This is a genomic window from Marinobacterium mangrovicola (genome assembly GCF_004339595.1).
Classification (GTDB): Bacteria; Pseudomonadota; Gammaproteobacteria; order Pseudomonadales; family Balneatricaceae; genus Marinobacterium_D; species Marinobacterium_D mangrovicola.
In genome coordinates this window covers 154,745-179,483 of record NZ_SMFU01000007.1, presented here as the reverse complement: position 1 = coordinate 179,483, position 24,739 = coordinate 154,745, and the positions used below count along the sequence as shown (strand labels likewise).

At 57.7% G+C, this 24,739-nt stretch carries 28 protein-coding genes; 10 read left to right on the top strand and 18 right to left on the bottom strand.

The features are described from left to right. Positions 1 to 52: 52 nt before the first annotated feature. The 3 genes from CLV83_RS01740 (at position 53) to CLV83_RS01730 (ending at position 2,182) form a co-directional block, all read left to right on the top strand. Positions 53 to 727 (top strand): amino acid ABC transporter permease, encoded by a 675-nt coding sequence (locus tag CLV83_RS01740; RefSeq protein ID WP_132286638.1) that lies wholly within the window; start codon positions 53 to 55, stop codon positions 725 to 727. Positions 728 to 816: 89 nt separating this feature from the next. Beyond that, positions 817 to 1,476 (top strand): amino acid ABC transporter permease, encoded by a 660-nt coding sequence (locus CLV83_RS01735; protein ID WP_132286635.1) that lies wholly within the window; start codon positions 817 to 819, stop codon positions 1,474 to 1,476. After that, the gene (locus CLV83_RS01730) at positions 1,454 to 2,182 is read left to right on the top strand and encodes an amino acid ABC transporter ATP-binding protein (RefSeq protein ID WP_132286632.1); all 729 of its coding nucleotides are present in this window, start codon (positions 1,454 to 1,456) and stop codon (positions 2,180 to 2,182) included. Before CLV83_RS01735 ends, CLV83_RS01730 begins: the two co-directional genes overlap by 23 nt. On the opposite strand, the gene CLV83_RS01725 is transcribed toward CLV83_RS01730, so the two are convergent. Then, positions 2,153 to 3,079 (bottom strand): LysR family transcriptional regulator, encoded by a 927-nt coding sequence (locus CLV83_RS01725; RefSeq protein WP_132286629.1) that lies wholly within the window; start codon positions 3,077 to 3,079, stop codon positions 2,153 to 2,155. The genes CLV83_RS01730 and CLV83_RS01725 overlap by 30 nt on opposite strands. Positions 3,080 to 3,187: 108 nt before the next feature. On the opposite strand from CLV83_RS01725, the gene CLV83_RS01720 reads away from it, so the two are divergent. After that, entirely contained in the window at positions 3,188 to 3,421 is a 234-nt protein-coding gene (locus tag CLV83_RS01720) for a DUF2798 domain-containing protein (RefSeq protein ID WP_132286626.1), read from the top strand. A gap of 35 nt (positions 3,422 to 3,456) precedes the next feature. Here the strand turns inward: CLV83_RS01720 and CLV83_RS01715 are convergent, their stop codons facing one another. From CLV83_RS01715 to CLV83_RS01700, 4 genes are all read right to left on the bottom strand, one after another. Beyond that, positions 3,457 to 4,878, bottom strand: coding sequence for an NAD(P)/FAD-dependent oxidoreductase (locus CLV83_RS01715; RefSeq protein ID WP_132286623.1), 1,422 nt, complete (start codon positions 4,876 to 4,878; stop codon positions 3,457 to 3,459). 29 nt (positions 4,879 to 4,907) lie between these two features. After that, entirely contained in the window at positions 4,908 to 5,246 is a 339-nt protein-coding gene (locus tag CLV83_RS01710) for a TfoX/Sxy family protein (protein ID WP_132286620.1), read from the bottom strand. Positions 5,247 to 5,267: 21 nt separating this feature from the next. Further along, the gene (gene dgt / locus CLV83_RS01705; RefSeq protein WP_132286617.1) at positions 5,268 to 6,791 is read right to left on the bottom strand and encodes a dGTPase; all 1,524 of its coding nucleotides are present in this window, start codon (positions 6,789 to 6,791) and stop codon (positions 5,268 to 5,270) included. Between the two features lie 76 nt (positions 6,792 to 6,867). Then, complete coding sequence (locus tag CLV83_RS01700; protein ID WP_132286614.1) at positions 6,868 to 7,356, bottom strand: GNAT family N-acetyltransferase; 489 nt, start codon at positions 7,354 to 7,356, stop codon at positions 6,868 to 6,870. Positions 7,357 to 7,643: 287 nt separating this feature from the next. On the opposite strand from CLV83_RS01700, the gene CLV83_RS01695 reads away from it, so the two are divergent. Further along, positions 7,644 to 8,624: a nucleoid-associated protein gene (locus CLV83_RS01695; protein ID WP_132286611.1), complete on the top strand. Its 981-nt coding sequence runs from the start codon at positions 7,644 to 7,646 to the stop codon at positions 8,622 to 8,624. Here the strand turns inward: CLV83_RS01695 and CLV83_RS01690 are convergent, their stop codons facing one another. After that, a complete protein-coding gene (locus CLV83_RS01690; protein ID WP_207894674.1) occupies positions 8,625 to 9,956 on the bottom strand; it encodes a Na+/H+ antiporter NhaC family protein in 1,332 nt (443 codons plus the stop codon). A gap of 273 nt (positions 9,957 to 10,229) precedes the next feature. Here CLV83_RS01690 and pyrC point away from each other — a divergent pair, with 273 nt between their 5' ends. Beyond that, entirely contained in the window at positions 10,230 to 11,267 is a 1,038-nt protein-coding gene (gene pyrC / locus CLV83_RS01685) for a dihydroorotase (RefSeq protein ID WP_132286605.1), read from the top strand. A gap of 65 nt (positions 11,268 to 11,332) precedes the next feature. Here pyrC and CLV83_RS01680 read toward each other — a convergent pair whose 3' ends face one another. From CLV83_RS01680 to CLV83_RS01670, 3 genes are all read right to left on the bottom strand, one after another. Further along, the gene (locus CLV83_RS01680; RefSeq protein WP_132286602.1) at positions 11,333 to 12,031 is read right to left on the bottom strand and encodes an HNH endonuclease; all 699 of its coding nucleotides are present in this window, start codon (positions 12,029 to 12,031) and stop codon (positions 11,333 to 11,335) included. Between the two features lie 117 nt (positions 12,032 to 12,148). Continuing rightward, positions 12,149 to 12,382 (bottom strand): DUF5062 family protein, encoded by a 234-nt coding sequence (locus CLV83_RS01675; RefSeq protein WP_132286599.1) that lies wholly within the window; start codon positions 12,380 to 12,382, stop codon positions 12,149 to 12,151. A 70-nt stretch (positions 12,383 to 12,452) separates the two neighbouring features. After that, positions 12,453 to 13,667 (bottom strand): MFS transporter, encoded by a 1,215-nt coding sequence (locus CLV83_RS01670; RefSeq protein WP_132286596.1) that lies wholly within the window; start codon positions 13,665 to 13,667, stop codon positions 12,453 to 12,455. A 187-nt stretch (positions 13,668 to 13,854) separates the two neighbouring features. On the opposite strand from CLV83_RS01670, the gene CLV83_RS01665 reads away from it, so the two are divergent. After that, positions 13,855 to 14,358: a hypothetical protein gene (locus tag CLV83_RS01665; RefSeq protein ID WP_132286593.1), complete on the top strand. Its 504-nt coding sequence runs from the start codon at positions 13,855 to 13,857 to the stop codon at positions 14,356 to 14,358. A 439-nt stretch (positions 14,359 to 14,797) separates the two neighbouring features. Continuing rightward, a complete protein-coding gene (locus tag CLV83_RS01660) occupies positions 14,798 to 14,992 on the top strand; it encodes a hypothetical protein (RefSeq protein ID WP_132286590.1) in 195 nt (64 codons plus the stop codon). Positions 14,993 to 15,043: 51 nt separating this feature from the next. Here the strand turns inward: CLV83_RS01660 and CLV83_RS01655 are convergent, their stop codons facing one another. Together CLV83_RS01655 and CLV83_RS01650 are read right to left on the bottom strand one after the other, a co-directional pair. Continuing rightward, entirely contained in the window at positions 15,044 to 15,487 is a 444-nt protein-coding gene (locus tag CLV83_RS01655) for a YtoQ family protein (RefSeq protein ID WP_104002815.1), read from the bottom strand. 110 nt (positions 15,488 to 15,597) lie between these two features. Next, positions 15,598 to 16,485 carry a LysR substrate-binding domain-containing protein gene (locus tag CLV83_RS01650; protein ID WP_132286587.1) on the bottom strand — a complete coding sequence of 296 codons (888 nt, stop codon included), beginning with the start codon at positions 16,483 to 16,485 and terminating at the stop codon, positions 15,598 to 15,600. 177 nt (positions 16,486 to 16,662) lie between these two features. Between CLV83_RS01650 and putP the strand changes: the two genes are divergently transcribed. Further along, positions 16,663 to 18,141 (top strand): sodium/proline symporter PutP, encoded by a 1,479-nt coding sequence (gene putP / locus CLV83_RS01645; RefSeq protein WP_132286584.1) that lies wholly within the window; start codon positions 16,663 to 16,665, stop codon positions 18,139 to 18,141. Positions 18,142 to 18,165: 24 nt separating this feature from the next. Continuing rightward, positions 18,166 to 19,035: an urea carboxylase-associated family protein gene (locus tag CLV83_RS01640; protein WP_132286581.1), complete on the top strand. Its 870-nt coding sequence runs from the start codon at positions 18,166 to 18,168 to the stop codon at positions 19,033 to 19,035. A 118-nt stretch (positions 19,036 to 19,153) separates the two neighbouring features. Here the strand turns inward: CLV83_RS01640 and CLV83_RS01635 are convergent, their stop codons facing one another. The 7 genes from CLV83_RS01635 to CLV83_RS01605 all read right to left on the bottom strand — a co-directional run bounded on the left by CLV83_RS01635 (position 19,154) and on the right by CLV83_RS01605 (position 24,710). Further along, the gene (locus tag CLV83_RS01635) at positions 19,154 to 19,753 is read right to left on the bottom strand and encodes an arylesterase (protein ID WP_132286578.1); all 600 of its coding nucleotides are present in this window, start codon (positions 19,751 to 19,753) and stop codon (positions 19,154 to 19,156) included. A 49-nt stretch (positions 19,754 to 19,802) separates the two neighbouring features. Further along, the gene (locus tag CLV83_RS01630; protein ID WP_132286575.1) at positions 19,803 to 20,468 is read right to left on the bottom strand and encodes a gamma-glutamyl-gamma-aminobutyrate hydrolase family protein; all 666 of its coding nucleotides are present in this window, start codon (positions 20,466 to 20,468) and stop codon (positions 19,803 to 19,805) included. Further along, on the bottom strand, positions 20,441 to 21,427 hold the full coding sequence (locus tag CLV83_RS01625; RefSeq protein WP_132286573.1) for an amidoligase family protein: 987 nt from the start codon (positions 21,425 to 21,427) through the stop codon (positions 20,441 to 20,443). The genes CLV83_RS01630 and CLV83_RS01625 overlap by 28 nt, the downstream gene beginning before the upstream one ends. Before the next feature lie 47 nt (positions 21,428 to 21,474). Further along, positions 21,475 to 21,810: a putative quinol monooxygenase gene (locus CLV83_RS01620; protein ID WP_104002822.1), complete on the bottom strand. Its 336-nt coding sequence runs from the start codon at positions 21,808 to 21,810 to the stop codon at positions 21,475 to 21,477. Positions 21,811 to 21,962: 152 nt separating this feature from the next. Then, entirely contained in the window at positions 21,963 to 22,544 is a 582-nt protein-coding gene (locus tag CLV83_RS01615; protein ID WP_341540371.1) for a uracil-DNA glycosylase family protein, read from the bottom strand. A gap of 371 nt (positions 22,545 to 22,915) precedes the next feature. Beyond that, positions 22,916 to 23,770: a GNAT family N-acetyltransferase gene (locus CLV83_RS01610; protein ID WP_132286571.1), complete on the bottom strand. Its 855-nt coding sequence runs from the start codon at positions 23,768 to 23,770 to the stop codon at positions 22,916 to 22,918. 10 nt (positions 23,771 to 23,780) lie between these two features. Beyond that, the gene (locus tag CLV83_RS01605) at positions 23,781 to 24,710 is read right to left on the bottom strand and encodes a DUF808 domain-containing protein (RefSeq protein ID WP_132286568.1); all 930 of its coding nucleotides are present in this window, start codon (positions 24,708 to 24,710) and stop codon (positions 23,781 to 23,783) included. Positions 24,711 to 24,739: the final 29 nt, after the last annotated feature.

The window sequence follows — 24,739 nt, the reverse complement described above, 5'->3', positions numbered from 1 at the left end:
CGGAGCAGCCCCTCTGCTCCGGCTTCAAGACCAACCCTAACTGGAACCAAGAATGGGTTATGAACTGAATTTCGGTGCTCTGCTCGAGTACCAGGACGTCCTGCTGGCCGGGCTTTGGATGACGGTAAAACTCACCGTTGTATCCACGCTGCTGGGCATTCTGCTGGGCATCCTCGGTGCCGCTGCACGACGCCACCGCAATCCCGTTCTACGTCATGGCTCCAAAGCCTACGTAGAACTGATCCGCAACACGCCCTTTATTGTGCAGTTGTTCTTTATCTTTTTCGGACTGCCCGCCATCGGCATCAAGATGACGGAAGTGGAGGCCGGCATTCTGGCCCTGGTGATCAACCTTGGCGCATATCTCACCGAGATTATCCGCGCCGGCATCGACAACACCCCCAAAGGACAGATCGAAGCAGCCCGCACTCTGGGGCTGAGCAGCCGACAGATATTTATCCGTATCATCCTGCCACCGGCTTTCCAGCGCGTTTACAGTTCCGTTGTCAGTCAGTGCATCATCGTCATGCTGGGTTCCGCCGTGGTGTCACAGATCTCGGTGCAGGAACTCACCTTCGCCGCCAACTTTATCCAGTCGCGCAACTTCCTGAGTTTCGAGTCTTACCTGGTCGCCGCGCTGCTTTACCTGCTGCTGGCCTTCCTGATGCGCCTTATCTTTAACCTGATCGGCTCACGGGCCTTTTCCAGAGAGGAGAAGCAGTCATGAACCAGAGCGAGAAACAGTCATGAACCAGGGCGAGAAACAGTCATGAACGAGGGAGAGGAAACAGTCATGAACGGGGAGAAAAAACTGTCATGAGTCAATTTACCGACTGGGATATCCTGCGCAACCTGCTGCTGGCGGCCCGCTGGACCATCCTGCTCTCACTGCTGGCCTTTGCCGGTGGCTCCATCGTCGGCCTGCTGCTGACCTTTATGCGAATCAGCCGCCGCAAGCCACTGATCTGGGTGACCCGGATCTACATCGAGATTTTTCAGGGCACACCGCTGCTGATGCAGCTGTTTATCGCCTTTTTCGGCCTCGGCCTGCTCGGCATCGATGTGTCGGCCTGGACCGCTGCAGCACTCGCCTTGACGCTGTTCTCCAGCGCTTTCCTGAGCGATATCTGGCGCGGCTGTGTCGAGTCTCTACCCAAGGGCCAGTGGGAAGCGTCTCGCTGCCTGGGCCTAAACTATCTCCAGACCATGCGCTACATCATTCTGCCCCAGGCGCTGCGCATCGCCATTCCACCGACCGTTGGCTTCTCAGTCCAGATCGTCAAAGGTACCGCCCTGGCGTCGATCATCGGCTTCGTGGAGCTGACCAAGGCAGGCACCATGCTCAATAACGCCACCTTTGAACCGTTCAAGGTGTTCGCCATGGTTGCCCTGATCTATTTTCTGCTGTGCTACCCGCTGTCGCGAGCCAGCCAATATCTTGAGGAGAAGCTAAATGTCGCTGGTAAGCGTGCGTGACGTACACAAATATTTCGGAGACCTGCATGTCCTCAAAGGCATCGACCTGGACATTAAAGCGGGTGAAGTGGTCTCGATCATCGGCCGCAGCGGCTCGGGCAAGAGTACCCTGCTACGCTGCATGAACGGCCTGGAAAGCTACGATCAGGGCGCCATCATCCTCGATGGCATGGAGGTCAGCACCGACGAATTCCAGGTGCGCAAGCTGAGCCAGAGCGTTGGCATGGTGTTCCAGAGCTTCAACCTGTTCCCCCACCTGACCGTGGGCGAAAACATCATGCTGGCCCCGACGCTGATCAAGAAGACCAGCAAAGCAGAGGCGAAAAAACTGGCCCAGGAGGTGCTGGAGAAAGTCGGCCTGGGCGACAAGTTCGGCCAGTATCCTGAAAAGCTCTCCGGTGGTCAGCAGCAGCGCGTTGCCATCGCCCGCTCCCTTGCGATGAAGCCCAAGGTACTGCTGTGCGACGAGATCACCTCAGCGCTGGACCCGGAACTGGTGGGTGACGTACTGAAGGTTCTGGAGCAGCTTGCGGCCGAGGGTATGACCCTGGTTCTGGTAACCCACGAGATGAACTTCGCCCGCGATGTCGGTGACCGGGTCGTCTTCATGCACCAGGGCAAGGTCCATGAAACCGGCGATGCCAAGACCGTTCTGGCCGATCCGCAGACACCGGAACTACGTCAGTTCATCGGCGCGGTGCTCTAACTCTCGCGCCAACCGAGCCCCGATAGCACCCACCTGCTCAACCAGAAAATTGAGCAGCAGCTGGGTGCGGGGCATCAACAGGTTGCGGCTGTTCCACACCATATAAAGTCGACGATTCTCCCCCTCCCACTCCGGCATGATCCGGATCAGCCTACCACTGGCCAGATGCTCACGCACCAGCAGATAGGGGCAGTGCATAAAGCCACCGTTACTCTCCAGCGTGGCTATCGCCACATCCAGATCGTTACAGTGAAAGTGCGGCTCGATCGCCAGGTTACTGCGGGCACCGGTCTTAGTGTTTTGCAGCACCAGATAACGCTCCTCCAGGGAGGCGATGCACGGATAGGCCAGTAATGCCTGCATATCCGCAGCACCTTCAAGCGCCAGGGCAACCTCCGGCGTAGCGACCAGCACCGATGGAAACTCGCCAACAAACTTCTGCCTGAGGCCCGAATCAACCTGGTTACCGAATCGCAGCGCGAGATCAGCCTGTCGCTCAGCCAGGTTTTCGACATCGTTGCTCAGCAAGACACTCAGCTGAATCCCGGGGTTTTCGCACAGAAAGGTCTGCAATAGCGGCTGAACAATATGGTGCGTCAGGTTGATCGGCGCGATCAACCGTATCCTGCCACGATGATCCGCCGTATCGGTATGCAGGCGTCCCATCTCTGTCTGCAAAGACTCAACCTGAGCCACGGTGGATTCGTAAAGGCGCTGGCCGATGGGGGTCAACGATACGCCACGGGCGGAACGGTTGAGCAACTGGCAGTTAAAGCGGGTCTCCAGGTTCTGGATTCGCCGGGTCAGCGTCGCGGTGGAGAGCTCAGCGGCACGGGCAGCCGCAAGAAAGCTGCCTTCCTGCACGACACGGACAAAGAGTGAAAGATCATCGAGCATAATTTCATTTATGAAATTTTAGATAACGAATATCAGTCTACTCGACAGAACTGAAACCCACTACACTCTGTTGTTCATTTTGTGCACTAAAGAAAGGACCTCTAGCCGATGTACCATCTCAAGGCGCGCTTACTACAAAGCGGTATCATGTCATTTATTCTCTGCACACTGATGACCTGCTGGGTGACGTTTATCAATCTGGGCCTCACCGACGCATTTATCGGCCGCTGGATGAACGCCTTCCTGCTCGCCTGGCCGATCGCCTACGCCATCGCTTTTGCGGCAGGCCCCTTTGTGGCTCGCCTGACCGCGCGACTGCTGGCCGACTCCCGTCAAGTCTGACCAGGCAAGCCGCCCGCCTGCTTGAGAAAGCGGGTTCAGGGTGTTGGGCTTGCAGCCATCAACCCTTCGAAACGATCAGCCAGGGCGCTGGCCATACGCCGCCTCCAGCCCGGGCTATTCTCGTTGGCGAGCACCGCATCTTCATGCCCAAGGGCCGCCAGCACAGCGCTGTAACCCAACCAGCGGAAGGGTTCCGGCTCCCAGGATCGCAGCGAACTAGATAGACCCTCACCACGCAACACCCAGGGCGCCCGGGTAGCGTCATTTTCAACACCGAGAATCAGCTCAGCCAGGGTGCGTCCGCAGAGGAAACTGGCGCCTACTCCCTCGCCGCCATAGCCGCCGGCCAGCGCCAATCCCTGGTGAAGATCCCAGTAAACATGGGGCAGAAAACGGCGAGAAATGCCCAGGTTACCGCCCCAACCGTGGGTAATTTTCACCGACTCCAGCTGCGGAAAAAGCGACAGCATCAGCCCACGATGACGATTAAACTCGGTATTAGACAGGCTGAAATCCTCGCGCAAACGCCCGCCGAAGCGGTATCCGCCGCGGGCACCAAACACCAAACGATCATCCCGGCTGCGGTGGAAATAGGTGACCATACGGCTCGCTTCGCTAATCGCCTGACCATCGGCCATACCCAGTTCATCCCAGAGTGTTTCTGACAGTGGTTCGGTCGCAATCTGCAAGCTCTGCACCGGGATCTGGTAACGACTCAGGGGCGGCAAACTGGCGGCATAACCCTCGATACAGGGCGCCACGACGCGTGCCTTAACCTTGTGACCCCGCACTTTGAGCCTGCGGGGCTGCCACTCATCCACCGGGCTGGATTCATAAATAGTCACACCCAGCCGTTCAACTGCCTGCCCCAACCCCAGCGCCAGCTTTGCCGGATGAATGGTGGCGCAGTGCGGCGAGTAAAGCGCACCTTTGCTGCCGGCGATATTGACCTGCTGTGTCAGCTCATCGACATCCAGCCAGCGATAATCCTCGGCGCTGTAACCGCGGGCATAAAATCCCCTGAGTTCTTCGCGGATCCAGTTTTCCTGCTCAGGAAACCGCGCCGCGCAGACCAGCATGCCACCCTTGCGATAACCGCAGTCGATCCCCTCTCGCGCAAACACTTCGGCCGCATCATCAGGGATGGTATGAATCAGCTCCCTGTAGCGCCGTTGTTCCTCCTGCGGCAATCCGGCCAACAGTTGATCCTGGCCGGCCAGTTCACCGATCAGCCAGCCGCCGTTGCGACCGGAGGCACCAAAGCCCACGTGTCTGGCCTCAAAGATCGCTATGTTCAGATCCGGCTGCTGACGCTTCAGATGGTAGGCGGTCCATAGACCGGTATAGCCGGCGCCGATAATCGCCACATCCAGCTCCAGCTCCGACGCCAGCGCCGGGCGGGAAACAACCTGATCGCCAACCTGCTCCATCCACAGGCTGATTTGCTCCAAAGACATTGGGTATCCTTACATCCAGAAGATTCGATTCATCGACGTGATCTCAGCGCCGCGCCATAGGCCGCGTTACCCCAGAGCCGCATCAGCTCCAGCGACTCCGGCGACTCAGCCAGGAGCTCATCCGGTGCCTGATAGTAGGAAAGCGCACAGCGTTTGCCCTGACGCAGATAAGTGAAGGGCTCAAGCCCCTGATCCAGGAATGCCTGACGGCTATGATCATCCGCTTTCAGGTAGAGCTGGTCGTCAAAAATAATCGCGAACATCAGGCCATCGATAAACAGTCCCTGCCCACCAAACATGCGCCGCGCCGTTACCGGCCCGATCACCTGCATCTGTTCAACCAGCCAGTGAGTGAATTCGCTGCTCATCAAAATCCGGCCGCCATCGATTTAACTCAGACTAACCGAGAGGGTGCGAAACTCATCCAGGGCAAACTGATCGGTCATGCCGCTGACCATATCCTGCATCAAGCGGCAACGGCAGTAGCGCTCCCAGATTTGCGTCGCCTGATCGCCCTGCTTGAGCTCTTCAGGCGGTTCAGCCAGCAGCGACAGGTAAGCTTTGACATGCTTTTTCGGCAACCGGTGAAACAGCCGGCTTTCGACCAGCAGGCCACGACTGCCGCCCTCACACAGGCGCTGAAAATCAGCCATCGGCAGCATCAGCAGCGGCCGGTAATGCTCCAACAGACCGGAAATAATCTGAAAGCCCTGCAGCTCCAAGGTTTCCACCTCCGGCACGCAGAATACATGATCGATCGCCACCCGCTTAAGGCTTTCGACGATAGCATGACAGGGGGAGTTATCCTCCAGCAGGGCCCGGTCCAGGCTGCCCTCACTGACCGCCTCGGCATGATCGAGGAATACGCGGGCGGCGTGCTCAACCAGGGGATGGATCAGACCGACACGCAGGTAGACGAAGAACTCGTGCTCCTTGTTAATCTCCTCCTGCTGCCAGCGTTTGAGCGCGTAGTCGACCAGATCGGCAAAACACTTGCCATTAAAGCTGGGGTCGTCGGCATCATCAAAGGGCTCGCGCAGCTCCGCATACTGCGCCTTCAGCAGTTCGGCGAGATGCGCGCAGTTGAGTATGCCCTTATCTACGCCGTCCTCAAGATCCGCCAGGCAGTAGGCGATATCATCGGCGGCTTCCATCAGGTAGGTCAGCGGGAATCGCTGCCCCGGCTTCATATCCAGCGCCTGCTGCATACGGGCGACAAAGCCCCGCTCCGAAAAGTAATAGCCCGGTTTCTTCTTCAGGTAAGCCAGAGGTGCGCCTTTCGGTGGTCGCTCTTCGGTGGCACAGCGGGTGTATTTAAAGATACAGGCGGTCTGGGTATAGGTGAGATTGAGCTTCTGCAACTGGCTGATCAGCCGGATCGCCTGGGCATTGCCCTCGAAACTGGCCAGCTCGCGCAGTAGCTCCTGACGCAGACTGGCGGCCGGACCTTCCAGCTCGTGGACAAAGGGCGGCAACAGCGGCAGGGTTTGTTCAAACCAGCGGGAGATCGCCGCCTCGCCGAAATGGCCAAAAGGTGGATTGCCGATATCGTGCATCAGGCAGGCCATCTCCACCAGGGTTTCGGTGGCCCGCTCCAGCCCGTCGAGCCCCAGAATCCCGGCGCCCTCACCAAGCTGATCGAAGATGGTCCGCACGATATAGCGCCCGGTCTGCTGCACCTCCAGTGAGTGGGTCAGACGACTGCGCACGGCGGCGTTGTGTTCCAGCGGAAACACCTGGGTTTTCTGCTGCAGGCGCCGCACCGCTGCGGAATTGATAATGCGGCCGCGATCGCTCTCCAGCTGTTTTTCCAGCGCTCTCACGCCGCAGCGCTCCACTCGATACTCTTCTGGCGCTTTCCCGCGCTGCTGATAGGGTCGCTGTATCGAAAAACGGGAAGCGAAGTCGGGCATATCCATTACCAGAGAGTGAAAGTGAGGAGCCCTGACTATAAACGCCCGCCCTTACCCTTCCAACCTTGCCGTTAAGCTAAGCAGTCAGCGGCTTTTGCATTTGCCAGTTGCGCAGGCTTACTCCCTGGCGCTCGACCTGGTTCGCCCTCAGCACCCGAAAACCGCGGCGCTCGAAGAACGGCCTCGCCACATCGGATGCACTGACGCTCAGCAACGCAAGACCGCGCTCACGGGCCAGATTTTCCAGATGGTCATAGAGCGCCGAGGCAACCCCCTGCCCCTGATGGTAATTCTGGGTATAGAGCCAGTCGATATAGCCTTCCGGCTCCAAGCCAATAAAGCCGACCACACGCCGGTCGATACAGGCGACAAAGGTTTCATGTAAGGGGATGGCACGGCGCCAGTAATCGTAGTCCAACGGAGCCGGGGCCCAGGCCAACTGTTCGGCCCTGCTGTAGATATCAGGGTCTATGCCATGCACGCTGTCGAAAAAAATATCTGCGATCCGATCCGCATCGGCGAAATGCGCCGGTCTTACACGGATATCGCCCTTGCCCTGAGCCATCCGCTGCTCCTTGCTTCCAGCTAAGCTATTCCAGCTAAATAATTTTTATATAGTCGGCTTTTCCATCAAAACTGATGGAGATCGGGGAGAGACCTGCCCAAGGCTTTCTCCCCAATAATTCACACCTACAGTCTAACCAAAGCGCGAAATTCAGCCATCTCTAATACCAACACCGGGCTGCCTCTGAGCGTCAGCCCCACCCATCGCCAGCGTGCATTCAGCTATCGGAACCACCCCGCTCCGTGCGGTATACTCCTGCGCCTGTTTTTCATTCAGCCGGAGCTCCCATGTCTGTTTCTCAAGCGATCATCCACCGCCTGACCCGCGACAGCGGCGACAAATCCTACAGCCTCAGCGACAAGCCTCTGGAACTGACAGAAACCGAGAGCCGACTGCTCAGCGAGATCAAACCGCTGTTTGTGCGCCGCGCCAGCAAGCGCTACGGCTGCTTCTCAAACGAGGCCGACGTATTCAAGGGGCTGGTGGTGAATTGGCTCGGCGATACCCTGAACTTGGTCTCTTTCAGCCAGAAAACCATCGAATACCTGGCGATCGCACTGGAAGAACAGGATGTGGAGTCCGACGGCTACTGGCTCTTTGCTGTGGATGAGCAGGAGGCCGGTCGTATCCTCTGGCTGGCTCAGCTGCGCCAACGACCTGGCATCGTTGTGAACGGCGACAACAAACCGGATGACTGCGAATACATCGATTTCACCAAACTCGGCTTCTGCGCCAGCCTGAACCTGGACCAGGTGCATCAGCCGGGCGAACAGAAGTTTCTTACTATCAGTTTCGGCTTTGGCGAACGCCCGATGCAGAAGCTGATGATGGATTTCCTCAGCTTCACCGACACCGTGGACACCACCGCCGATACCGAGCGTTTTATGTCACTGGTGGAGGATTACAGCCGTGATATGCCGGAGGACACCGGTAAGCGCTACCAGAAAGAGGTGGCTGAATACTGCATCGAACAGGTAAAGAACGGCGAGGCGGTGAACTACCGAGAGCTCTCCGGCGAGATCGAAAGCCAGGCTCCCACCGGCCTGGATCGCTATATCGAAGAGCGCGATCCGGAACTGAAGGAAGCCTTCATCCCGGACCAGTCCAGTCTGAAGAAGTATATTCGCTACAGCGGCCGCAGCCGCGATGTATCGATCAGCTTCAGCAACGAATCGCTCGGCAAGAACATCACCTTCGATCCGAACGCCGGCACCCTGACCCTGAGCGAGCTGCCTGCCGCATTGATCAAGCAGCTCAAGGGCGAGTAATCAGACGGTCTGCGCGGGCTGGGGTGACTTGATACGCGGGAAACCGATGATGATCGAGAGCAACGCCACCAGCCCCAGCAACCAGCAGTAATAGATATTGCCGATCAGTGCCAGCGGCGAAAGCTTGGCAGTGGAAGCCGCCAGCAGTACCTGGGCACCGTACGGAATCAGCCCCTGCACCACGCAGGAGAAGATATCGATCAGGCTGGCGCTGCGGCGCGGATCCACCTCATGACGTTCGGCGATATCCTTGGCCAGAGAGCCCGCCAGCAGAATCGCCACGGTGTTGTTGGCGGTGCAGAGATTGGTCAGGGCCACCGAAGCACTGATGCTGAGCTCACCGCTGCGCTTGCCGGGCTCGCGGTTACCGAGGCGGCTGATACGGTCAATTGCGTCGGAGATCCAGGCCAGACCGCCCTGAGATTTCATCATTGCTCCGAGACCACCGATCAGCAGCGACAGGATCATGATCTCCTGCATGCTGGTATAGCCCGCATAAATGTCCGAGGACCATTTCGCCAGGTTATAGTCCGGCATCATCCACAGGCCTATGCCGCCGGCCAGCAGAATACCGATAAACAGCACCAGCATCACATTCACGCCAAGCACCGCCAATACCAGTACCGCTAAATATGGCAGCACCAGAATCAGGTTGTAATCGCCGGGCGCTTCCACTTGGGCCGAACTGCTCTGCAACCAGAGCCAGACCAACGTCAGCAGTGCCGCCGGCAGGGCGATCATAAAGTTCAGCTTGAACTTGTCGCGCATGGCGCAGCCCTGGGTACGGGTGGCCGCGATGGTGGTATCCGAGATGATCGACAGGTTATCACCGAACATCGCACCACCGACCACCGTTGCCACGGTCAGCGGCAGCGACAGATCGGTCGCCTCGGCCACACCCACTGCAATCGGCGCGATCGCCGCAATGGTGCCCATGGAAGTGCCCATGGAAGTAGCGACAAAGGCCGCGATCACAAACAGACCCGGCAGCACCAGCTCCGGCGGAACCACACTCAGTCCCAGGTTCACCGTGGCATCCACGCCACCCACCGCTTCGGCCACACTGCCAAAGGCACCGGCGAGCAGATAGATCAGCACCATGGTGATGATGGTGTTATCACCCACCCCTTCGATAAAGGTGTTGATGCGCTCGTTCAGTGAGCCCCTGGCGAGCAGCACTGCCAGCACGATAGCCGGCAAAATCGCCACCGGTGCCGATATCTTGTAAAAGGCAAAGTCCTCGCCCTGGGACTGATACCAGAGGCCACTACCAACAAAGAAAAGCAGGAACAGCGCCAGCGGCAGCAGCGCCAGCGGAGACGGTTTATTCATGATGAGTCGATCACCCTGATGGTTCTGCCCGACCGGGTAAGGTCAGGTGAAAAAATGGGTTGTCCCGGGATCCACCGGAATTAGTAGCGGGGAATTATACAGTGATCAACATATATCACTAATACCTTATTGTAATACTCAGGTATATCACGGACATATACGCCCACAAGACGCACCGGGCTGGATTGTCTATAATCCCCAGCCACTATCTACATACAATATCTCCAGCCACTTCCGAGCTGTGCAATCCACCCCGCCATCGAGAGATTGACCATGACCGAACGCCTTACCCTGACCCGCCCCGATGACTGGCACCTTCACCTGCGTGATGGTGACGTACTGCAACATGTAGTGCCGGCTACGGCCCGTCAGATGGGTCGCGCGATCGTCATGCCCAACCTCAAGCCACCGGTCACCAATGCGGAAGAAGCGCTGGCCTACTACGACCGCATCATGGCACAGGTGCCGGCAGGCGTTAGCTTCGAGCCGCTGATGACGCTCTACCTGACCGACAACACAACCCCGGAGATGATCGCCGCCGCAGCTGCCACCGGCAAAGTCGCCGCGGTTAAGCTCTACCCGGCCGGCGCCACCACCAACTCAGCATCGGGCGTCACCGACCTGGGTAAACTGGGCGCTGTCTGCGACGCCCTGGCGGAGCACAACATGCCGCTGCTGGTGCACGGTGAAGTGACCCATCAGGATGTCGATATCTATGATCGTGAGAAGCGCTTCCTCGATGAGATCCTGAGCCCGCTGGCAGCCAAGCACAACAACATGAAGCTGGTGGTCGAACACATCACCACCAAGGACGCAGCGGAGTTCGTCAACAGCCAGGGCGATAACGTGGCGGCGACCATCACCGTCCAGCACCTGGCCTACAACCGCAACCATATGCTGGTGGGCGGTATCCGTCCGCACCTGTTCTGCCTGCCGATTCTCAAGCGCAACATCCACCAGGAAGCGCTGCAGGCAGCGGCCATCAGCGGCAGCCCGAAATTCTTCCTCGGCACCGACTCCGCTCCCCACGCCAAGGGTGCTAAAGAGTCCGCCTGCGGTTGCGCCGGTTGCTACAGCGCCTATGCGGCGATCGAGCTCTACGCTGAGATCTTCGAAGACCTGGGTGCACTGGATAAACTGGAAGGCTTCGCCAGCCACTTCGGTGCTGACTTCTACGGCCGTGAACGTAACAGCGACCAGGTCACCCTGGTGAAATCGCCCTGGGAAGTGCCGGCAGAAATGCCGTTCGGCAACGATATCATCGTGCCGCTACGCGCCGGTGAAACCCTGCGCTGGAAGCTGGAAGGCTGATACTAACAAGGGGCTGCAGAAACTCTGCAGCCCCTTGTTTCAATATACAAAACAGCACGTTTCAATCACTGTATTTTCGCGCTCTTTTCCAAATTGTGCCTCGCGCATAGCAACTGAATATTTTCGGCTTTTAACGACGTACCACCCTTCGAGTACGGCAGTACATGGTCGAAATGAAGCTCATCCGTTGCACCACACTCAACACACTTGCCCCCATCTCTCTTCCAGACTTCCAATTTGATATGCGTTGGGATGATCCTGCTTCTCTTTGCCTCTGTAGATTGTGAGTCCTCAGCTAAATCATCACTAACAACACTATCTACCGCGACAAGTTTGAACTTAAAAACCTGGCGACTTCCATCCGTCTCGCGCCAAGAATCTACCAGGTGAAAATATCCGTTGTCAGACCAGATCCCTTTTTTGATTTTTTCGTAAACCCTGACGATATCGGGATTTTTCGAGCCTGATTTATAATCCTGGGCGGCTTTATGAAACTTCCCATTTTCAGCAAGGTTTCCCGAAGGAAGACACTCAGGCTGATCAACAATCTTGGGATTTTTAAGGCTCGCCGTTCGAGGCTCATCATGCCCTTCGTATATCAGGACACTACCCTCTTCTTCGACTCTATCCTGGTAGGGAGCATTCGGATGCAGGGACATTAAAATCACAGAGTGGCGGCCGCGCAGTCGAAAATTCATCCCCCGCTGCAAACTCGTGCCTTCTTTTTGGCACATCTCAAAATATGAAATTACGTTCCCTCTCATGCCACCTTACTTAGCTCTGTGCGAGCAGATGAGTTGATTATTGGAAGCTGCATGCTAGCTGTTAATTAACCACAAAAAAGCCCCTGTGATAACAGAGGCTCTATGCTCGCGACAAGGCTACAAGTGAGATGCCCAAAGCGCCAATCGGTGGCGCATGGTTTGCTGTGATACCTGCTCCTCCGGCATCGGCTGAATCACCTTGTCGTGAACCAGCAGCCGGTAGATATACTCAATCTTCAGATCGGCAGAGTCGCCAGGCTCGAACTCCACGGCACCCCGCTCCTCTCCGTATTTCACGCCCTCTTCAATTGCCTTGCGGACCAGTTCCTTCTCGTTCTTAAGCTTCTTCATCGCGTCACTCCAAGACTCATAAAGACTGTTACCTACACTCTTAAGGTCAGGATAGACGCTAACAGCTTCTTCAGCGTTGCGCCTCTACTTCCGCCATCGCGGGAACCAGCTTGTGGTGACGGTAGGCGATCACAAAGACAGCGAACCCTGTAAGCGCTGTGGCGGCGCCGACCAGGCCGGTGCTGCTCCAGCCAAGACCCGCCGAGATCGCCATACCGCCGAGCCAGGGGCCGAGGGCATTGGCCAGGTTGAAAGCGGAGTGGTTGGTGGCTGCGGCCAAGGTCTGCGCTTCAGCGGCCACATCCATCAGGTGCGTCTGCAGCGCGGGAGACAGCGATATCATGGTGCCAACCGCGAAGGCCGCCAGCAGCATGGTGTAGATATTCTGGGTCGCCAGCGGAAACAGCAGCAGGATGCCGGTACTCCAGAGCAGCAGCCAGCCCACCGCCTTGAACTGCAGCCGGTCAAACAGCCAACCGCCAGCGATATTGCCTACGATGCCGCCGGCACCAAAGGCCGCCAGCGCCACCGGGATCCAGACCTTGGAGACTTCGGTCACTTCCAGCAGTGTCGGCGCCAGGTAGCTGAACACGCAGAACATACCGGCAAAGCCCACCGAGCTGATCGCCAGCGACAGCCAGACCTTCGGTTGGTTGAAGGCGCGCAGTTCCCGCACCGGGTTGCTGCGTGGCTCGTTACGATTCAGCGGCAGGAATAGGGTCACCAGTACGACGGTCAACAATGCAATCACGCCAACGAAGCCAAAGGCGTAGCGCCAGTCCATCGACTGTCCCAGCCAGGTGGCCAGTGGGTTACCCAGCAGCATGGCGATGGTCAGGCCCATCAGCACCCGGCTCACCGCCTTGGCGCGCTGATTTGGCGGTACCAGCGAAGCCGCTACCAGGCAGGCAACGCCAAAGTAAGCCCCGTGCGGCAGCCCCGCCAGAAAGCGGTACAGCAGCAGGCTGTGATAGTCCGGTGCCATGGCGCTGGCAAAGTTACCCAGCGCGAAGACAAACATCAGCAGGATCAGCAGATGGCGCCGGAACAGTAGCGCGCCGACAATCGCCAGCAGCGGTGCACCCACGACAACGCCCAGCGCATAGGCGCTGATCACATGGCCTACCTGCTGTTCGGTGATCGAGAGCCCTTCCGCCACATTGGGCATCAGTCCCATGATCGCAAACTCCCCGGTGCCGATACCGAAACCTCCCATAGCCAGTGCAATTTGAATCAGCAGCACCGCGCGGCTAGAGTAAGCGGTCTGGTTATCGCTGGGGGTCATCGTTGTCTCCCTGATGGCGGAAAAAAGCCGACCATTATGGTAAAGAATTAACCGCTATTAAAGTCACGCCCTGCCATACGAACGGCTGGACTCGCACCAGATTTTGGGCCAAATAGCGGACAAACACTGGATTCGCCGGTAATATCCGACCCCATAATTACACTGCCGCATAACAGAGTTGCTATTTATGAAACTGAATGATCCCTTCGGCCGCATGGCCCGACGCCGCGAACGAGAATATGAGTCACTGAAACAGGCTCTCCTCAAGGCGGGCATGACCGATGCGCAAAAAGCCGGCGAACTGCGCGACAATCTGGCCAAGCGCAGTAAAACCGGTCTCATGGTGGTCATTCCTATCATCGTGATTCTGGCGCTGGTGTTCCGCGAATACGCTGTCTTTGCACTCGCTTTCGGCGTGCTCGCTATTCTCTGGCTCACCAACACCAGTCGCCGTGGCCAGGAATATATCAACCGTTACATCGCTGAAGAGTGCGGCCAGCCGACCGAATCCGATACCGGAACAACAGCCGAGCCGGCAGCGCTCGAGTCGCAGGTAGACGACGAGCCGCAAGCCAACGAGAAAGCGCAGGACAAGGCTAAACCGCAGGCCGAAGCGGTACAGGAAGTCGCTCAGGAAAGCAGCGAATCCAGCGAGCCGAAAAAAGATTCCGAGCGCCCAAGCAAAGACTAAACAGCCCCTCCCCTTACGACTGTGGCAGGCGCTTTGCCCGCCACAGCCGCCCCAGATATTGATCCATGTCAATAAAACAACATTTGTTGCTTCCAGCCTGAAGCTTTCACGACATCAGGCTCGAGCCTCTCTGCGCCTCAAAGCTTGGATACCCCGGAGCGCCTGCTGCAATTTATTGATTTTGATCAATAAACACTGATGTGAGTCAAACGCGCTCTATTGACAGCCAGGCTGGTACAGGACTTGCGATAAGAGAATCAACATGACAGCGCCGCCTGAGACGCCTGGTCCCCCTTGCGGACTCAGACGGGACGGGTACGGAGTGGCGGGCTCCGTACCCCTGTCATGCCCTCGACTGGTTTCATGCTTTTGATCGAAGTCGGGACAGGAATTCAGCACAAAACAATCAGTGATTAGCGAACAGTCAGGAGTAAAGGTTATGGCCAAGTACTATCTGCACCTTGAAGCCCAGAAAGAAGCCGGCAACCAGATCCATGAATCCCAGTGTTCACATATGCCGGAGAAAGCGGAGCTGCGTTACATCGGTTCCTACTCCAACCCCAAGGCAGCGCACTATGACGTGAAGATGTTCTATCCCCAGGTCAGCTACTGCCCCGACTGCATTACGCAGTAACGCCGCTTTTGTCTTGCCCGGCACACTCTCTCCCGCCGGGTGAGGCATCCCTTACTGGGCGCTGACGACGTATTCAAGCACTTCGATCACCTGCTGCGGCGTCTGTGCCCAGGCCAATGCGGCCGCATCCACCTCTTTCAGCGGATGAATAATGTCTGCACTGTGCAGCGTGATATAGGGCTTGCCCAGCGCAGCGCAGAAACCGGCGTCAAACGCCGCATTCCACTGCTTGTACTTGTCACCAAAGCGTACAATCGCCAGATCGCACTTTTCGATCTGCGTCTTGGTGCGGATCGCATTAACCTTGGCCGACTTGTGATCACGCCAAAAATTGCTGCTCTCCTCACCCAGCCCATCGCCCGCGGCATCGCTGGCATCGTGATTGGTGACCGCCGATGTGAAACTGATCGGCAGGTTCTTCGCTTTACAGCCTTCGATAATCTGTTCACGCCAGTCGGTATGAATCTCGCCTGACAGGTACACGGTCCAGCTCATGATTAACTCCTTATTATTGGATGATTCGTTATTGCATAGTCCGAGCAGGCAAGGCCGAGTGCTCCAAGCCAGCCGGGCCAGTGCTTAATTGTTGCGATTAACTTGTTTCTCTAAATCTGCGGTGGCTGTTCCGCCTCCTCCAGTACCCAATCCATAAACCGCTGCACGGCAGCGCGTGGGTTCGGATGCGTAAACAGCCAGTACGCCCGCGAGGTGTTAGAGGGCGTATCAAACAGCACCTCCAGGGTGCCATTCGCCAGCTCGGTCTCGATCAGACGCGGCGGGCAAAGTGCTATCCCCTGCCCTGCGATAGCAGCAGAGCTTAACAGGTTAAAGTCCTGATAAAACATTCCCCGCTCCAGATGCCCAGGATTCAATCCCACACTCTGAAACCAGCTGCGCCAGGAATCGGAAGTTTCATCGTGCAACAGATCCAGCCGCAGCAGATCGCGAGGCTGCTCGATCGCCGCCACCGTCTGCAGATAAAGCGGGCTGGCCACCGGCAGGGTGACACCTTCACAGATCAACTTCCGGTCGAAGCGCGATCGGGGTGGGCCATCAAACCAGGTGATCTGGATATCGATATCCGGAGGCACCTCATCGCGGGAAACGTCGATATATTCGATGCTGATCGCATAGTCGGGATAGCGGCTGCGGAAACGGTTCAGCCGCGGAATCAGCCAGCGCACCGCGATCGAAGGCAGGCAGACGATCCTCAGCTGTTCCATATCCTTGCGCAGGGTAATGCTGTCCACCGCCTCATCGATCAACGCGAAGCCCTCAGAAAGGCGGTACGCCAGCTGCTCGCCACTGGAGGTCAGCCGGATACCCCGGCCATTCTTCTCCATCAGCTTTACCTGCAGGCTGCTTTCAAGCCGCCGGATCTGGTGGCTGACCGCCGATTGGGTAATATGCAGCACCTCGCCGGCCGCACGCAGGCTGCCCAGCCGGGCGACTACCTCGAATGTCTTCAGTGATGAAAAGCTAGGACGCGCCATATATGACTCAAAGTAAAGTGTCGTATCAACATTAATCAGTATTCATTACTTTTTGTTAAGGATAGTTTACCAGCCCCTAAAAAATAAAACGTATGAAGACGCTATCAATAAGTTGATAAGCGCCTCACTCCAGCTGCCCCTGGTGTTAAGTACAAAAACCAATCTGGAAGCTCAGCCATGAGTACATCTGTCATCATCTCTTTCGCGATCTACCTGCTAATGATGCTGGGGATCGGCTTCTACTTTTACCGCAAGACCAACGACCTCTCCGACTATGTTTTGGGTGGTCGCAGCCTGCCCCCTGCGGTTGCTGCGCTGAGTGCAGGCGCATCGGACCTGAGCGGCTGGGCTCTGATGGGCCTGCCGGGCGCCATTTTCGCCGAAGGCTACGCCCAGGCATGGATCGCCGTCTGGACCCTGGTCGGTGTCTACCTCAACTGGACCCTGATCGCCGAGCGTCTGCGCGTCTTTACCGAAAAGGCCGGTAACGCCCTGACCGTACCGGATTACCTGGAAGCGCGCTTCGACGATAAACAGCGGGTGCTGCGCACGGTCTCCTCTATCGTGATGCTGGTGTTCTTCACCTTCTACGTATCCGCAGGCCTGGTCGGTGGCGCTACCCTGTTCGAAAGCCTGTTTGAGCTGGACTACTCGGTAGCCCTTTGGGTCGGCGGCGCCATTATCGTGGCCTATACCTTTCTCGGCGGATTTTCTGCGGCATCCTGGACCGATCTGATCCAGGGCCTGATGATGGCAGCGTCACTGCTGATCGTCGCCGCCATGACTCTGTACGCCCTGATGAATGGCGAGACCGGCGCCGCTGCTGACGTAACTGTCCCCGATCTGCCGGGCTGGACCGAGGGTATGACCTTCCTGGGTATGGTCTCTCTGGCAGGCTGGGCGATCGGCTACTGCGGCCAGCCCCACGTGGTCGTGCGCTTTATGGCGGTACGCCGCCGCGAAGATGTGAAGATCTCCCGCCGCATCGCCATGATCTGGTCCACCATCACCATGGCATCTGCGGTCGCCGTCGGCGCCGTGGGCTACTACTGGTACGGCGGTTCCATGGAAGATGGCGAGCGCGTCTTTATCCTGCTGGCCAACACCATGCTCAACCCCTGGGTCGCAGGCTTTGTTCTGGCCGGCGTGCTGGCTGCCATCATGAGCACCATCGACTCCCAGCTGCTGGTCTGCTCCTCCGCCATCTCTGAAGATATCTACCGCGGCCTGATCCGCCCCGACGCCAGCCAGAAAGAGCTGGTCTGGCTGAGCCGCATCAGCGTGGCAGCCGTTGCCCTGCTGGCCGCCGTGATGGGCATGGACCGGGAGAGCAGCATTCTGGACCTGGTCTCCTACGCCTGGGGTGGATTCGGTGCAGCGTTCGGCCCGGTGATTCTGCTCTCCCTGTTCTGGCGTGGGATGAGCCGTAACGGCGCCTTTGCCGGCCTGATCGTCGGTGCAGCCACCGTGGCGATCTGGAAACCTCTGAGCGGCGGCCCCGCTGGCATCTTCGATATTTTCGAAGTGGTACCCGGCTTCGTTCTCTCTTTCATTGCTGTCGTTATCGTCAGCAAGCTTACCGATAGCTCACGTGCAGCCCGCAAGTTCGATGGTCTGATGACCGATTACAACCAACCGGGCGCCGTAAAAAGCTGATCCTTTTCACTGGAGATTATTAATATGTCTAATGTTTCTGCAGCTTACCAGGCAACCAAAGGGTCAGTCCTGGACGTGGATAAGGGCTTCTACGACAGCCTGACCGCCGCTAACACCGAGCGAGAACTGGTGGAAACCCACACCGTGCCGATGCGTGACGGCCTGGCGTGGGTAGTGCCGGCCGGCCACGTTTTCCGAGTAAAAATCAACGATGGCCCCCAGGTCGGCGACTTCAATATGTGGAGCCTGCATAACCCGCGCGAGCGGATGTGGGCGTCCCGTACCCGTCAGCTGCAACGTGCCCACGTCAGCACCTACGACCGTCTCTGGTCAAACCTGCCCTATCTGCGTCCGATGGCAACCATCATTGACGACACCCTGGCGGATTACGGTGTCGATGCCGAAGGTGGCCGCGTACATGACCTGCTCGGCACCCGCTGCGATCCTTACGTCAACCGCCTGCTCACCGGCGAAGACTTCGACTTCCACTGCCACTCCAACCTGGTGCGTGCCGTGGAGCCCTACGGTCTGACCGAGTTTGATGTGCACGACGTACTGAACATCTTCCAGTGCACAGGCCTGAACGACGACGACCAGTACTTCATGAAAGCCTGCCCGGCGGACAAAGGGGATTATCTGGAGTTCTTCGCCGAGATCGACCTGCTTTGCGCCATGTCCTGCTGCCCGGGCGGCGATCTGTCCGTGGACCTTTGGGGTGAAAACGCCCAGGACCCGCTGCAGACCTGCAACCCGCTGGGCGTCGAGATCTACAAGGTGAACCCTGAGCTTCTGAGCAACTGGAAGTCGCCGGAATACGCTCCGTACAAAGGCCGCCACGGTCGCCAGAACCCAAATGTGGATTGGGCCGCGATCAAAAAACAGGGCTGCTGCTAGTCCAGCCCCGCCATTTTCGGCGGTTTGATGAGCACAGTTTGAACTGAGCACCTTCACGGGCAATATCGAAACGACCAGAGTCCTTCGATATTGCCCGTTTTTTACATCCTCTAACCGATCAGAGAGCACCTTCCTGCTGCAGATGATCATGAATCGCCTGCGCCAGACGCCTGTAGCCCTCGGCGTTGAAGTGCACCTGATCCGACTTGTAGGCGGGCTCCCTCAGCAGCTCTGCAACCGTGCCCTCCAGGTAGGCAAGATCGTACTCTTCGGCCAGTTCGGCATAGAACGGCGCCGCGCTGGAAAACAGGCTTTTCTGCGGTACTCCGACCAACATCACCTGTATATCAGCCGCCCTGGCCTGCTCAATCATCTGCGCCAGGTTGGACTTGGTCTGCGCGAGGTTACGATTGCGAAGAATGTCGTTACCGCCCTCGAACAGGATCAGCAGCTCAGGGCTCTCACGCTCAAGCAGCGTCGCCAAACGGCTGACACCCTCGGAAGTTTCCTCCCCCGAGATTCCGGCATTGATCACCTCACGACCGCTTAACTCGGCCAATACGCTGGGGTAACTCTGCTCACTGGAAACGCCATAACCTGCCGTGAGGCTGTCACCAAAAGCAAGGATACGGGCGTAATCGCCCAGGGGACTGAGCTTTTCATCACTGCATCCAGCCAGCACGAAAACCGCCAGACCCAACACCAGACTTCGCAGCATCGATATCACGGAAACTCCTTATTCCTTGGTAAGATTGATTCGCGTTGATTTAACGCATACGGGAAACCAGCCAGCGAAACAGCGCAAACTGGGATGGCAGGTAAAACAGATATTCCGGGTGCCACTGCACACCGATAATCGGCTGACCGTTGATATGCTCCACCGCCTGGGTGATCTGGTCCAGATCCCTGCCGACCACCTCTAACCCCTCGCCGGTGTCGCGAATCGCCTGATGATGCAAGCTGTTCACCCGCAGCTGCAGCTTACCGCAGAGTTCGGCCAGCACCGAACTCTCTTCCACTTTCACCTGCTTGGTGGGTAACAGCCCAGGGCGGTTGTAGGTACGCTTGCGCAGGGGGCGAATGTCCTGATGCAGATTGCCGCCCAGCACCACGTTGATCAGCTGCGCACCGCGACAGATACCCAGCAGCGGGATACCGGTGTCGATGGCACGGTTTATCCACTGAATCTCCAACTCATCGCGCTCCGGATCCAACTTCACCTTGGCGTCGATATCACCCTGGTAATGCTCCGGGGCGATATCGTTGCCGCCGCCGATCACCAGGCCATCCAGCGCTTTACCACTGGGCGGGTGGCGCACACTGATGCGCTCAGGCGTCGCGCCGGCAAGCCTCAACGCCAACGCGGAACACCACCAGCTCGGCGCCCAGCGGCGCCCGTTACCGGTTACGCCAACTCTCGGTCTTGCAGCCATCTGGTTATAAACTCCACCCAGCTCCTACGATTGACGCCGATGACCGGCAGCCGCGCATCCAGAAATGCCTGACCCAGCTCTTCCAGCGCCTGGGTATCGTTGGCCAGCGCTTCGACCACACACCAGACATTCCAGGAATCCGCCAGCGACCAGCCCGTCCGCTCTATCTGGCAGTTGGGCAGACGGTAGTGGAAGGTCGGACGAGCATTAACCTTGGCGTCGCCCACCGCGTCCTGTACCCGGGATTCATCGATCTCTGCCAGCAGTGGCAGCATATCCAGGGCACGGTTGCGGGTGGGGTTATGTTCCAGGTAGGTGGCAAAAAGCTGGTCCATATCCGGCTCGGACATCTCCAGTAGCTCAACCACGTAAGCTTCTGGATAGAGCCCGATATAGGGGCTGATCTTGCGTGCGGTATTGACCTCGTGCGCCTCTACGAGCCACCACTGCAGCAGGCTAAACGCTTTCAGGTACGCGTGCATACAGGGTGCATTCAACTGCGGAATCTCAGTATTGATATGCACACCGTAGGCGGCGATCAAAGACTCTTCGGTGCCCTGGGCACCCAGATCGCGCAGAATATCGACAAGATTATCCAGGCGATCCAGCTTATCGATCGCCACCGGTGGGCAGACCACTTCCACCGGCACCAGCAGCCCCGCCGCCTGGCTTAGTGGTTTAAGCCACTCTTCCGGCTCACCCTTTTCGGCACTTTCTGCCGCCTTGCGCTTGAGGAAGGCCCAGTCCAGCTCCACGGTCAGCTTACCGATGGACGGCAGCTCCAGTACCAGCTCCGCCTCGGTCTGGTAGACAACATTGCCTTCGAGCTTTTGCCTGAGCGCATTGGCGGTGTCATCCAGGGATACGCCGGAAAACTCCAGCTCGAAGCCGACCTTCCTGATCTCACCATCACTACCGGTCAGGCGGGCCGGTTGTCGGTAAGCTGCGTGGCTTGTCATGATAAAACTCCCTGATCTTTACACTTTAGAAAAGGCTCAGCGCCGACTCAGGAAAAGTCTTCCGGCTCGTCGGTGTAAACGCAAACATTCCACTCTTCCGCGAGCCCATCTTCCGCGAGGCAGTAACGGCTGAAGAACTCCTTAATTCTCGGTCCCTCGTTATGCTTGGCAAAGCTCTCGGCATCGCGCCAGATCTCGTTAAAAGCGATGGGGAAACTGCTGCCATCGGCATAGGGGTTGGGAATGTGGCGCGTCACGCGATACTGGATACAGCCCTCTTCGCGCAGGGTGTTGGGCTCCAGCGACTGGAGTACGGCAAACAGCTCTTTCTCTTTGCCCGGGCGCGGCTTGAACTGGGCAATACAGTAAACCAGTGATGACATCCTTCTCTCCTTTTTGCGGCTAAGCCCGAATGGCGTAAATGTTTGATACGTAATATCTAAGGGCACAGATCCATAGTTAAAGGCCAATGCCAAAATCTGGCTTGATTATGCGTCAACTATTCACCAAGTGATGGACCAAGTAGATAACTGAGTTATGGAATAAGTTGCTTGATTCTGACTGCCAGCGCCGGCAGCAGTTCGGTTTCAAACCAGGGATTACGTCTTAACCAGAGATTGTTACGGGGGCTGGGGTGCGGCAGTGACACCAGGTCTGGCCAGGTGGTTTGCCAGTCACTCACCCGTTCCGTCAGCGTTCGTTTATCAGCACCAAAGTGATACTGCTGGGCATACTGGCCCAGCAAAAGCGTCAGGTGAATATTGGGCAGCTCAGCCATCAGCTTATCCCGCCAGGCGGACGCACACTCGGGCCGGGGCGGCAGATCGCCCGATTTTCCGGTACCCGGGTAGCAGAACCCCATCGGCAGTATCGCCACCAGGGCCGGGTCGTAAAACTGCTCGCGACTAAGCTCCAGCCACTGCCGCAGGCGGTCGCCACTGGCATCATCAAAAGGCAGACCGGATTCATGCGCCTTGCGCCCCGGCGCCTGACCGACGATCAGGATCCGCGCTTCGGGCGACGCCTGGATTATCGGCCGGGGCTCCAGTGGCAGCTGCGCTTCACAGAGTCGACAGGCTCGCACCTGGCACATCAGGTCTTCAAAGTTCACATCCACAAAAGCTCATATCAACAGAAGTTCATCCCCCGAGAACAGGAACACGAGCAACAGGTAGTTCATCCCGTGTAAAAGATGCCATTCGATTATCGAACCAAGGGAAGCTATGAACAAGTTCATGGCATCTCAGGCTTACAGGCTGGCTCACTATCAAGGCGGGCTTTTGCAGGCGTAGTGGCGCTACGGCAAAAAAGTCCAACGCAGAGAGTGGGCCAGCCTGCAAGCCCCGGAGGGCGCGGCATGAAGCACCCATCTACGGCGTTGAGCTTTTTGCCAAGGGCTACGGCCATTGACGGCAAAGCTCGCCTAGTATCTGGGCACTTCATGCCACGCTGAGACGCTATAGACTTAATCATAGCTTCCCAAGCCTTTTAGCCGATCTCGAACGAGGTCACACCGTAGATTCTGCTCAGCGGGAGGTCCGGTTGAGTACCGGTGTACATGCGAGCCGTTTCAAACACCGGCGTCATCTGAGCTGAACGGGCCAGCGCTACCGCTGCAGCGTTATTGTCAGGCAGGTCCAGATAGATCGGCGCCCCTTCCGGCACCGCCCGTTGCAGACCATCAAACAGCGTCGCCGCAAGATCCGGGCTATCCGCGTAAAGCGGCCCGATCTTAAACCCTTCACGGCAGGGCCTGATCACGCCATAGCCGGCCAGAGCACCGCCCTCTCGTATTGCCAGTGCGGTGCCTCCGAGCTGATCGATCCAGGCGGCCAGAAAGGCTGGGCGAGTATCTGGAAAGAATGCTTTATCGTATTCAAACAGTTCAGGCAGGTCCGCTGGCCCAAGCTTCGTGACAGAGGACGGCGTCAGCTCCTCTGAGTGCCGGGCATTTCCGGCATAACGCACGTTATTCCAGGCCAGACGGAATCCGGACCTGGCGTAGTTATCCTGCTGCGCAACCACTCCATCCAACGCCACATTGCAGCCAGCCAGGTAAGCCATGCCGGCGTTCCAGACCTGCATGCCGTAACCACGGCCGCGATACTCGGGCCTTACAATATAAAAACCGAGAAAGCCCAGGCTATCGCTGTAGCGCACCACTGAGATGGTCGCCACCGGCTCGCCACCAACCAGCCCCAGCAGGAAGCCCTTAGGATCCGCCTGGTAGTAGCAGCGGGCATCGTTAAGGCCCGGGTTCCACCCCTCGTCGGCCGCCCAATCCAGCATCAGGTTGAGTTCCTCGGGCTGCATCGGTCGGATCTGCAGTTCATTCTCAGTCATGGTTTGTGCCTCAGTGCGCTTTACGCCCGAACAGCGGATGCACCAGGTATTCAACTACAAGAAAGACGATGCCACCGGCAAGCACACCAAGCCCCGCGTTAATCAGTGAGGGCAGCACACCGTTTACTATGTTGCCGATGGCTGGCAGGCCATCCGCACTTTGCTCGATATGATGCAGGAACTCATGCGACCCGGGCGTCCCGTGTACCAGGATGCCACCACCCACTAGAAACATGGCGATGGTTCCGATCACCGACAGGGATTTCATCAGCCGGGGCGCCAATGAAAGCAGCCCCCGTCCCAGCGCCGCACCGATGCCGGTTTTGGCGCTCTCGGCCAGATAAAGCCCGGCGTCATCCAGTTTTACGATACCTGCCACCAGAATATAGACGCCCGCCGTCAACACCAGAGCGATGGTTGAAACCACCGCCACCTGAGTACCAAAAGCCGCCGTTTGCACCGAACCCAGCGCGATAACAACGATTTCTGCGGAAAGAATAAAATCGGTACGGATCGCGCCCCTGATCTTTTTCTTTTCGAATTCGCGCAGATCCACATGGGTATCGGCGATCGCTTTCAGCTCTTTGGCGTGGGCCGACTTGTCGGGCTTGATGCTGTGCAGTACCTTTTCGAAGCCTTCAAAGCAGAGGTAGGCGCCGCCTACCATCAGTAGCGGTGTAATCAGCCAGGGCGCGATTACCGAGATCAGCAGCGCCACCGGCACAAGGATCAGCTTGTTGATGATCGAGCCTTTGAATACGGCCCAGACCACCGGCAGCTCCCGGTCGGCCTTAACGCCGGAGACCTGCTCGGCATTCAGTGCCAGATCATCCCCCAACAGACCGACGGTCTTTTTGGCCGCCACCTTGGACATCAGTGCAACATCATCCAGCAGCGTGGCGATATCATCGATCAGTGCGAGCAGACTGGTTCCAGCCAATGGAAACTCCTTTTCCCTGAATAAAGACC

Coding starts and splice junctions, on each gene's coding strand:
- CLV83_RS01740 (WP_132286638.1), top strand. CDS start 53: ATGGGTTATGAACTGAATTTCGGTGCTCTGCTCGAGTACCAGGACGTC.
- CLV83_RS01735 (WP_132286635.1), top strand. CDS start 817: ATGAGTCAATTTACCGACTGGGATATCCTGCGCAACCTGCTGCTGGCG.
- CLV83_RS01730 (WP_132286632.1), top strand. CDS start 1,454: ATGTCGCTGGTAAGCGTGCGTGACGTACACAAATATTTCGGAGACCTG.
- CLV83_RS01725 (WP_132286629.1), bottom strand. CDS start 3,079: ATGCTCGATGATCTTTCACTCTTTGTCCGTGTCGTGCAGGAAGGCAGC.
- CLV83_RS01720 (WP_132286626.1), top strand. CDS start 3,188: ATGTACCATCTCAAGGCGCGCTTACTACAAAGCGGTATCATGTCATTT.
- CLV83_RS01715 (WP_132286623.1), bottom strand. CDS start 4,878: ATGTCTTTGGAGCAAATCAGCCTGTGGATGGAGCAGGTTGGCGATCAG.
- CLV83_RS01710 (WP_132286620.1), bottom strand. CDS start 5,246: ATGAGCAGCGAATTCACTCACTGGCTGGTTGAACAGATGCAGGTGATC.
- dgt (WP_132286617.1), bottom strand. CDS start 6,791: ATGCCCGACTTCGCTTCCCGTTTTTCGATACAGCGACCCTATCAGCAG.
- CLV83_RS01700 (WP_132286614.1), bottom strand. CDS start 7,356: ATGGCTCAGGGCAAGGGCGATATCCGTGTAAGACCGGCGCATTTCGCC.
- CLV83_RS01695 (WP_132286611.1), top strand. CDS start 7,644: ATGTCTGTTTCTCAAGCGATCATCCACCGCCTGACCCGCGACAGCGGC.
- CLV83_RS01690 (WP_207894674.1), bottom strand. CDS start 9,956: ATGAATAAACCGTCTCCGCTGGCGCTGCTGCCGCTGGCGCTGTTCCTG.
- pyrC (WP_132286605.1), top strand. CDS start 10,230: ATGACCGAACGCCTTACCCTGACCCGCCCCGATGACTGGCACCTTCAC.
- CLV83_RS01680 (WP_132286602.1), bottom strand. CDS start 12,031: ATGAGAGGGAACGTAATTTCATATTTTGAGATGTGCCAAAAAGAAGGC.
- CLV83_RS01675 (WP_132286599.1), bottom strand. CDS start 12,382: ATGAAGAAGCTTAAGAACGAGAAGGAACTGGTCCGCAAGGCAATTGAA.
- CLV83_RS01670 (WP_132286596.1), bottom strand. CDS start 13,667: ATGACCCCCAGCGATAACCAGACCGCTTACTCTAGCCGCGCGGTGCTG.
- CLV83_RS01665 (WP_132286593.1), top strand. CDS start 13,855: ATGAAACTGAATGATCCCTTCGGCCGCATGGCCCGACGCCGCGAACGA.
- CLV83_RS01660 (WP_132286590.1), top strand. CDS start 14,798: ATGGCCAAGTACTATCTGCACCTTGAAGCCCAGAAAGAAGCCGGCAAC.
- CLV83_RS01655 (WP_104002815.1), bottom strand. CDS start 15,487: ATGAGCTGGACCGTGTACCTGTCAGGCGAGATTCATACCGACTGGCGT.
- CLV83_RS01650 (WP_132286587.1), bottom strand. CDS start 16,485: ATGGCGCGTCCTAGCTTTTCATCACTGAAGACATTCGAGGTAGTCGCC.
- putP (WP_132286584.1), top strand. CDS start 16,663: ATGAGTACATCTGTCATCATCTCTTTCGCGATCTACCTGCTAATGATG.
- CLV83_RS01640 (WP_132286581.1), top strand. CDS start 18,166: ATGTCTAATGTTTCTGCAGCTTACCAGGCAACCAAAGGGTCAGTCCTG.
- CLV83_RS01635 (WP_132286578.1), bottom strand. CDS start 19,753: ATGCTGCGAAGTCTGGTGTTGGGTCTGGCGGTTTTCGTGCTGGCTGGA.
- CLV83_RS01630 (WP_132286575.1), bottom strand. CDS start 20,468: ATGGCTGCAAGACCGAGAGTTGGCGTAACCGGTAACGGGCGCCGCTGG.
- CLV83_RS01625 (WP_132286573.1), bottom strand. CDS start 21,427: ATGACAAGCCACGCAGCTTACCGACAACCGGCCCGCCTGACCGGTAGT.
- CLV83_RS01620 (WP_104002822.1), bottom strand. CDS start 21,810: ATGTCATCACTGGTTTACTGTATTGCCCAGTTCAAGCCGCGCCCGGGC.
- CLV83_RS01610 (WP_132286571.1), bottom strand. CDS start 23,770: ATGACTGAGAATGAACTGCAGATCCGACCGATGCAGCCCGAGGAACTC.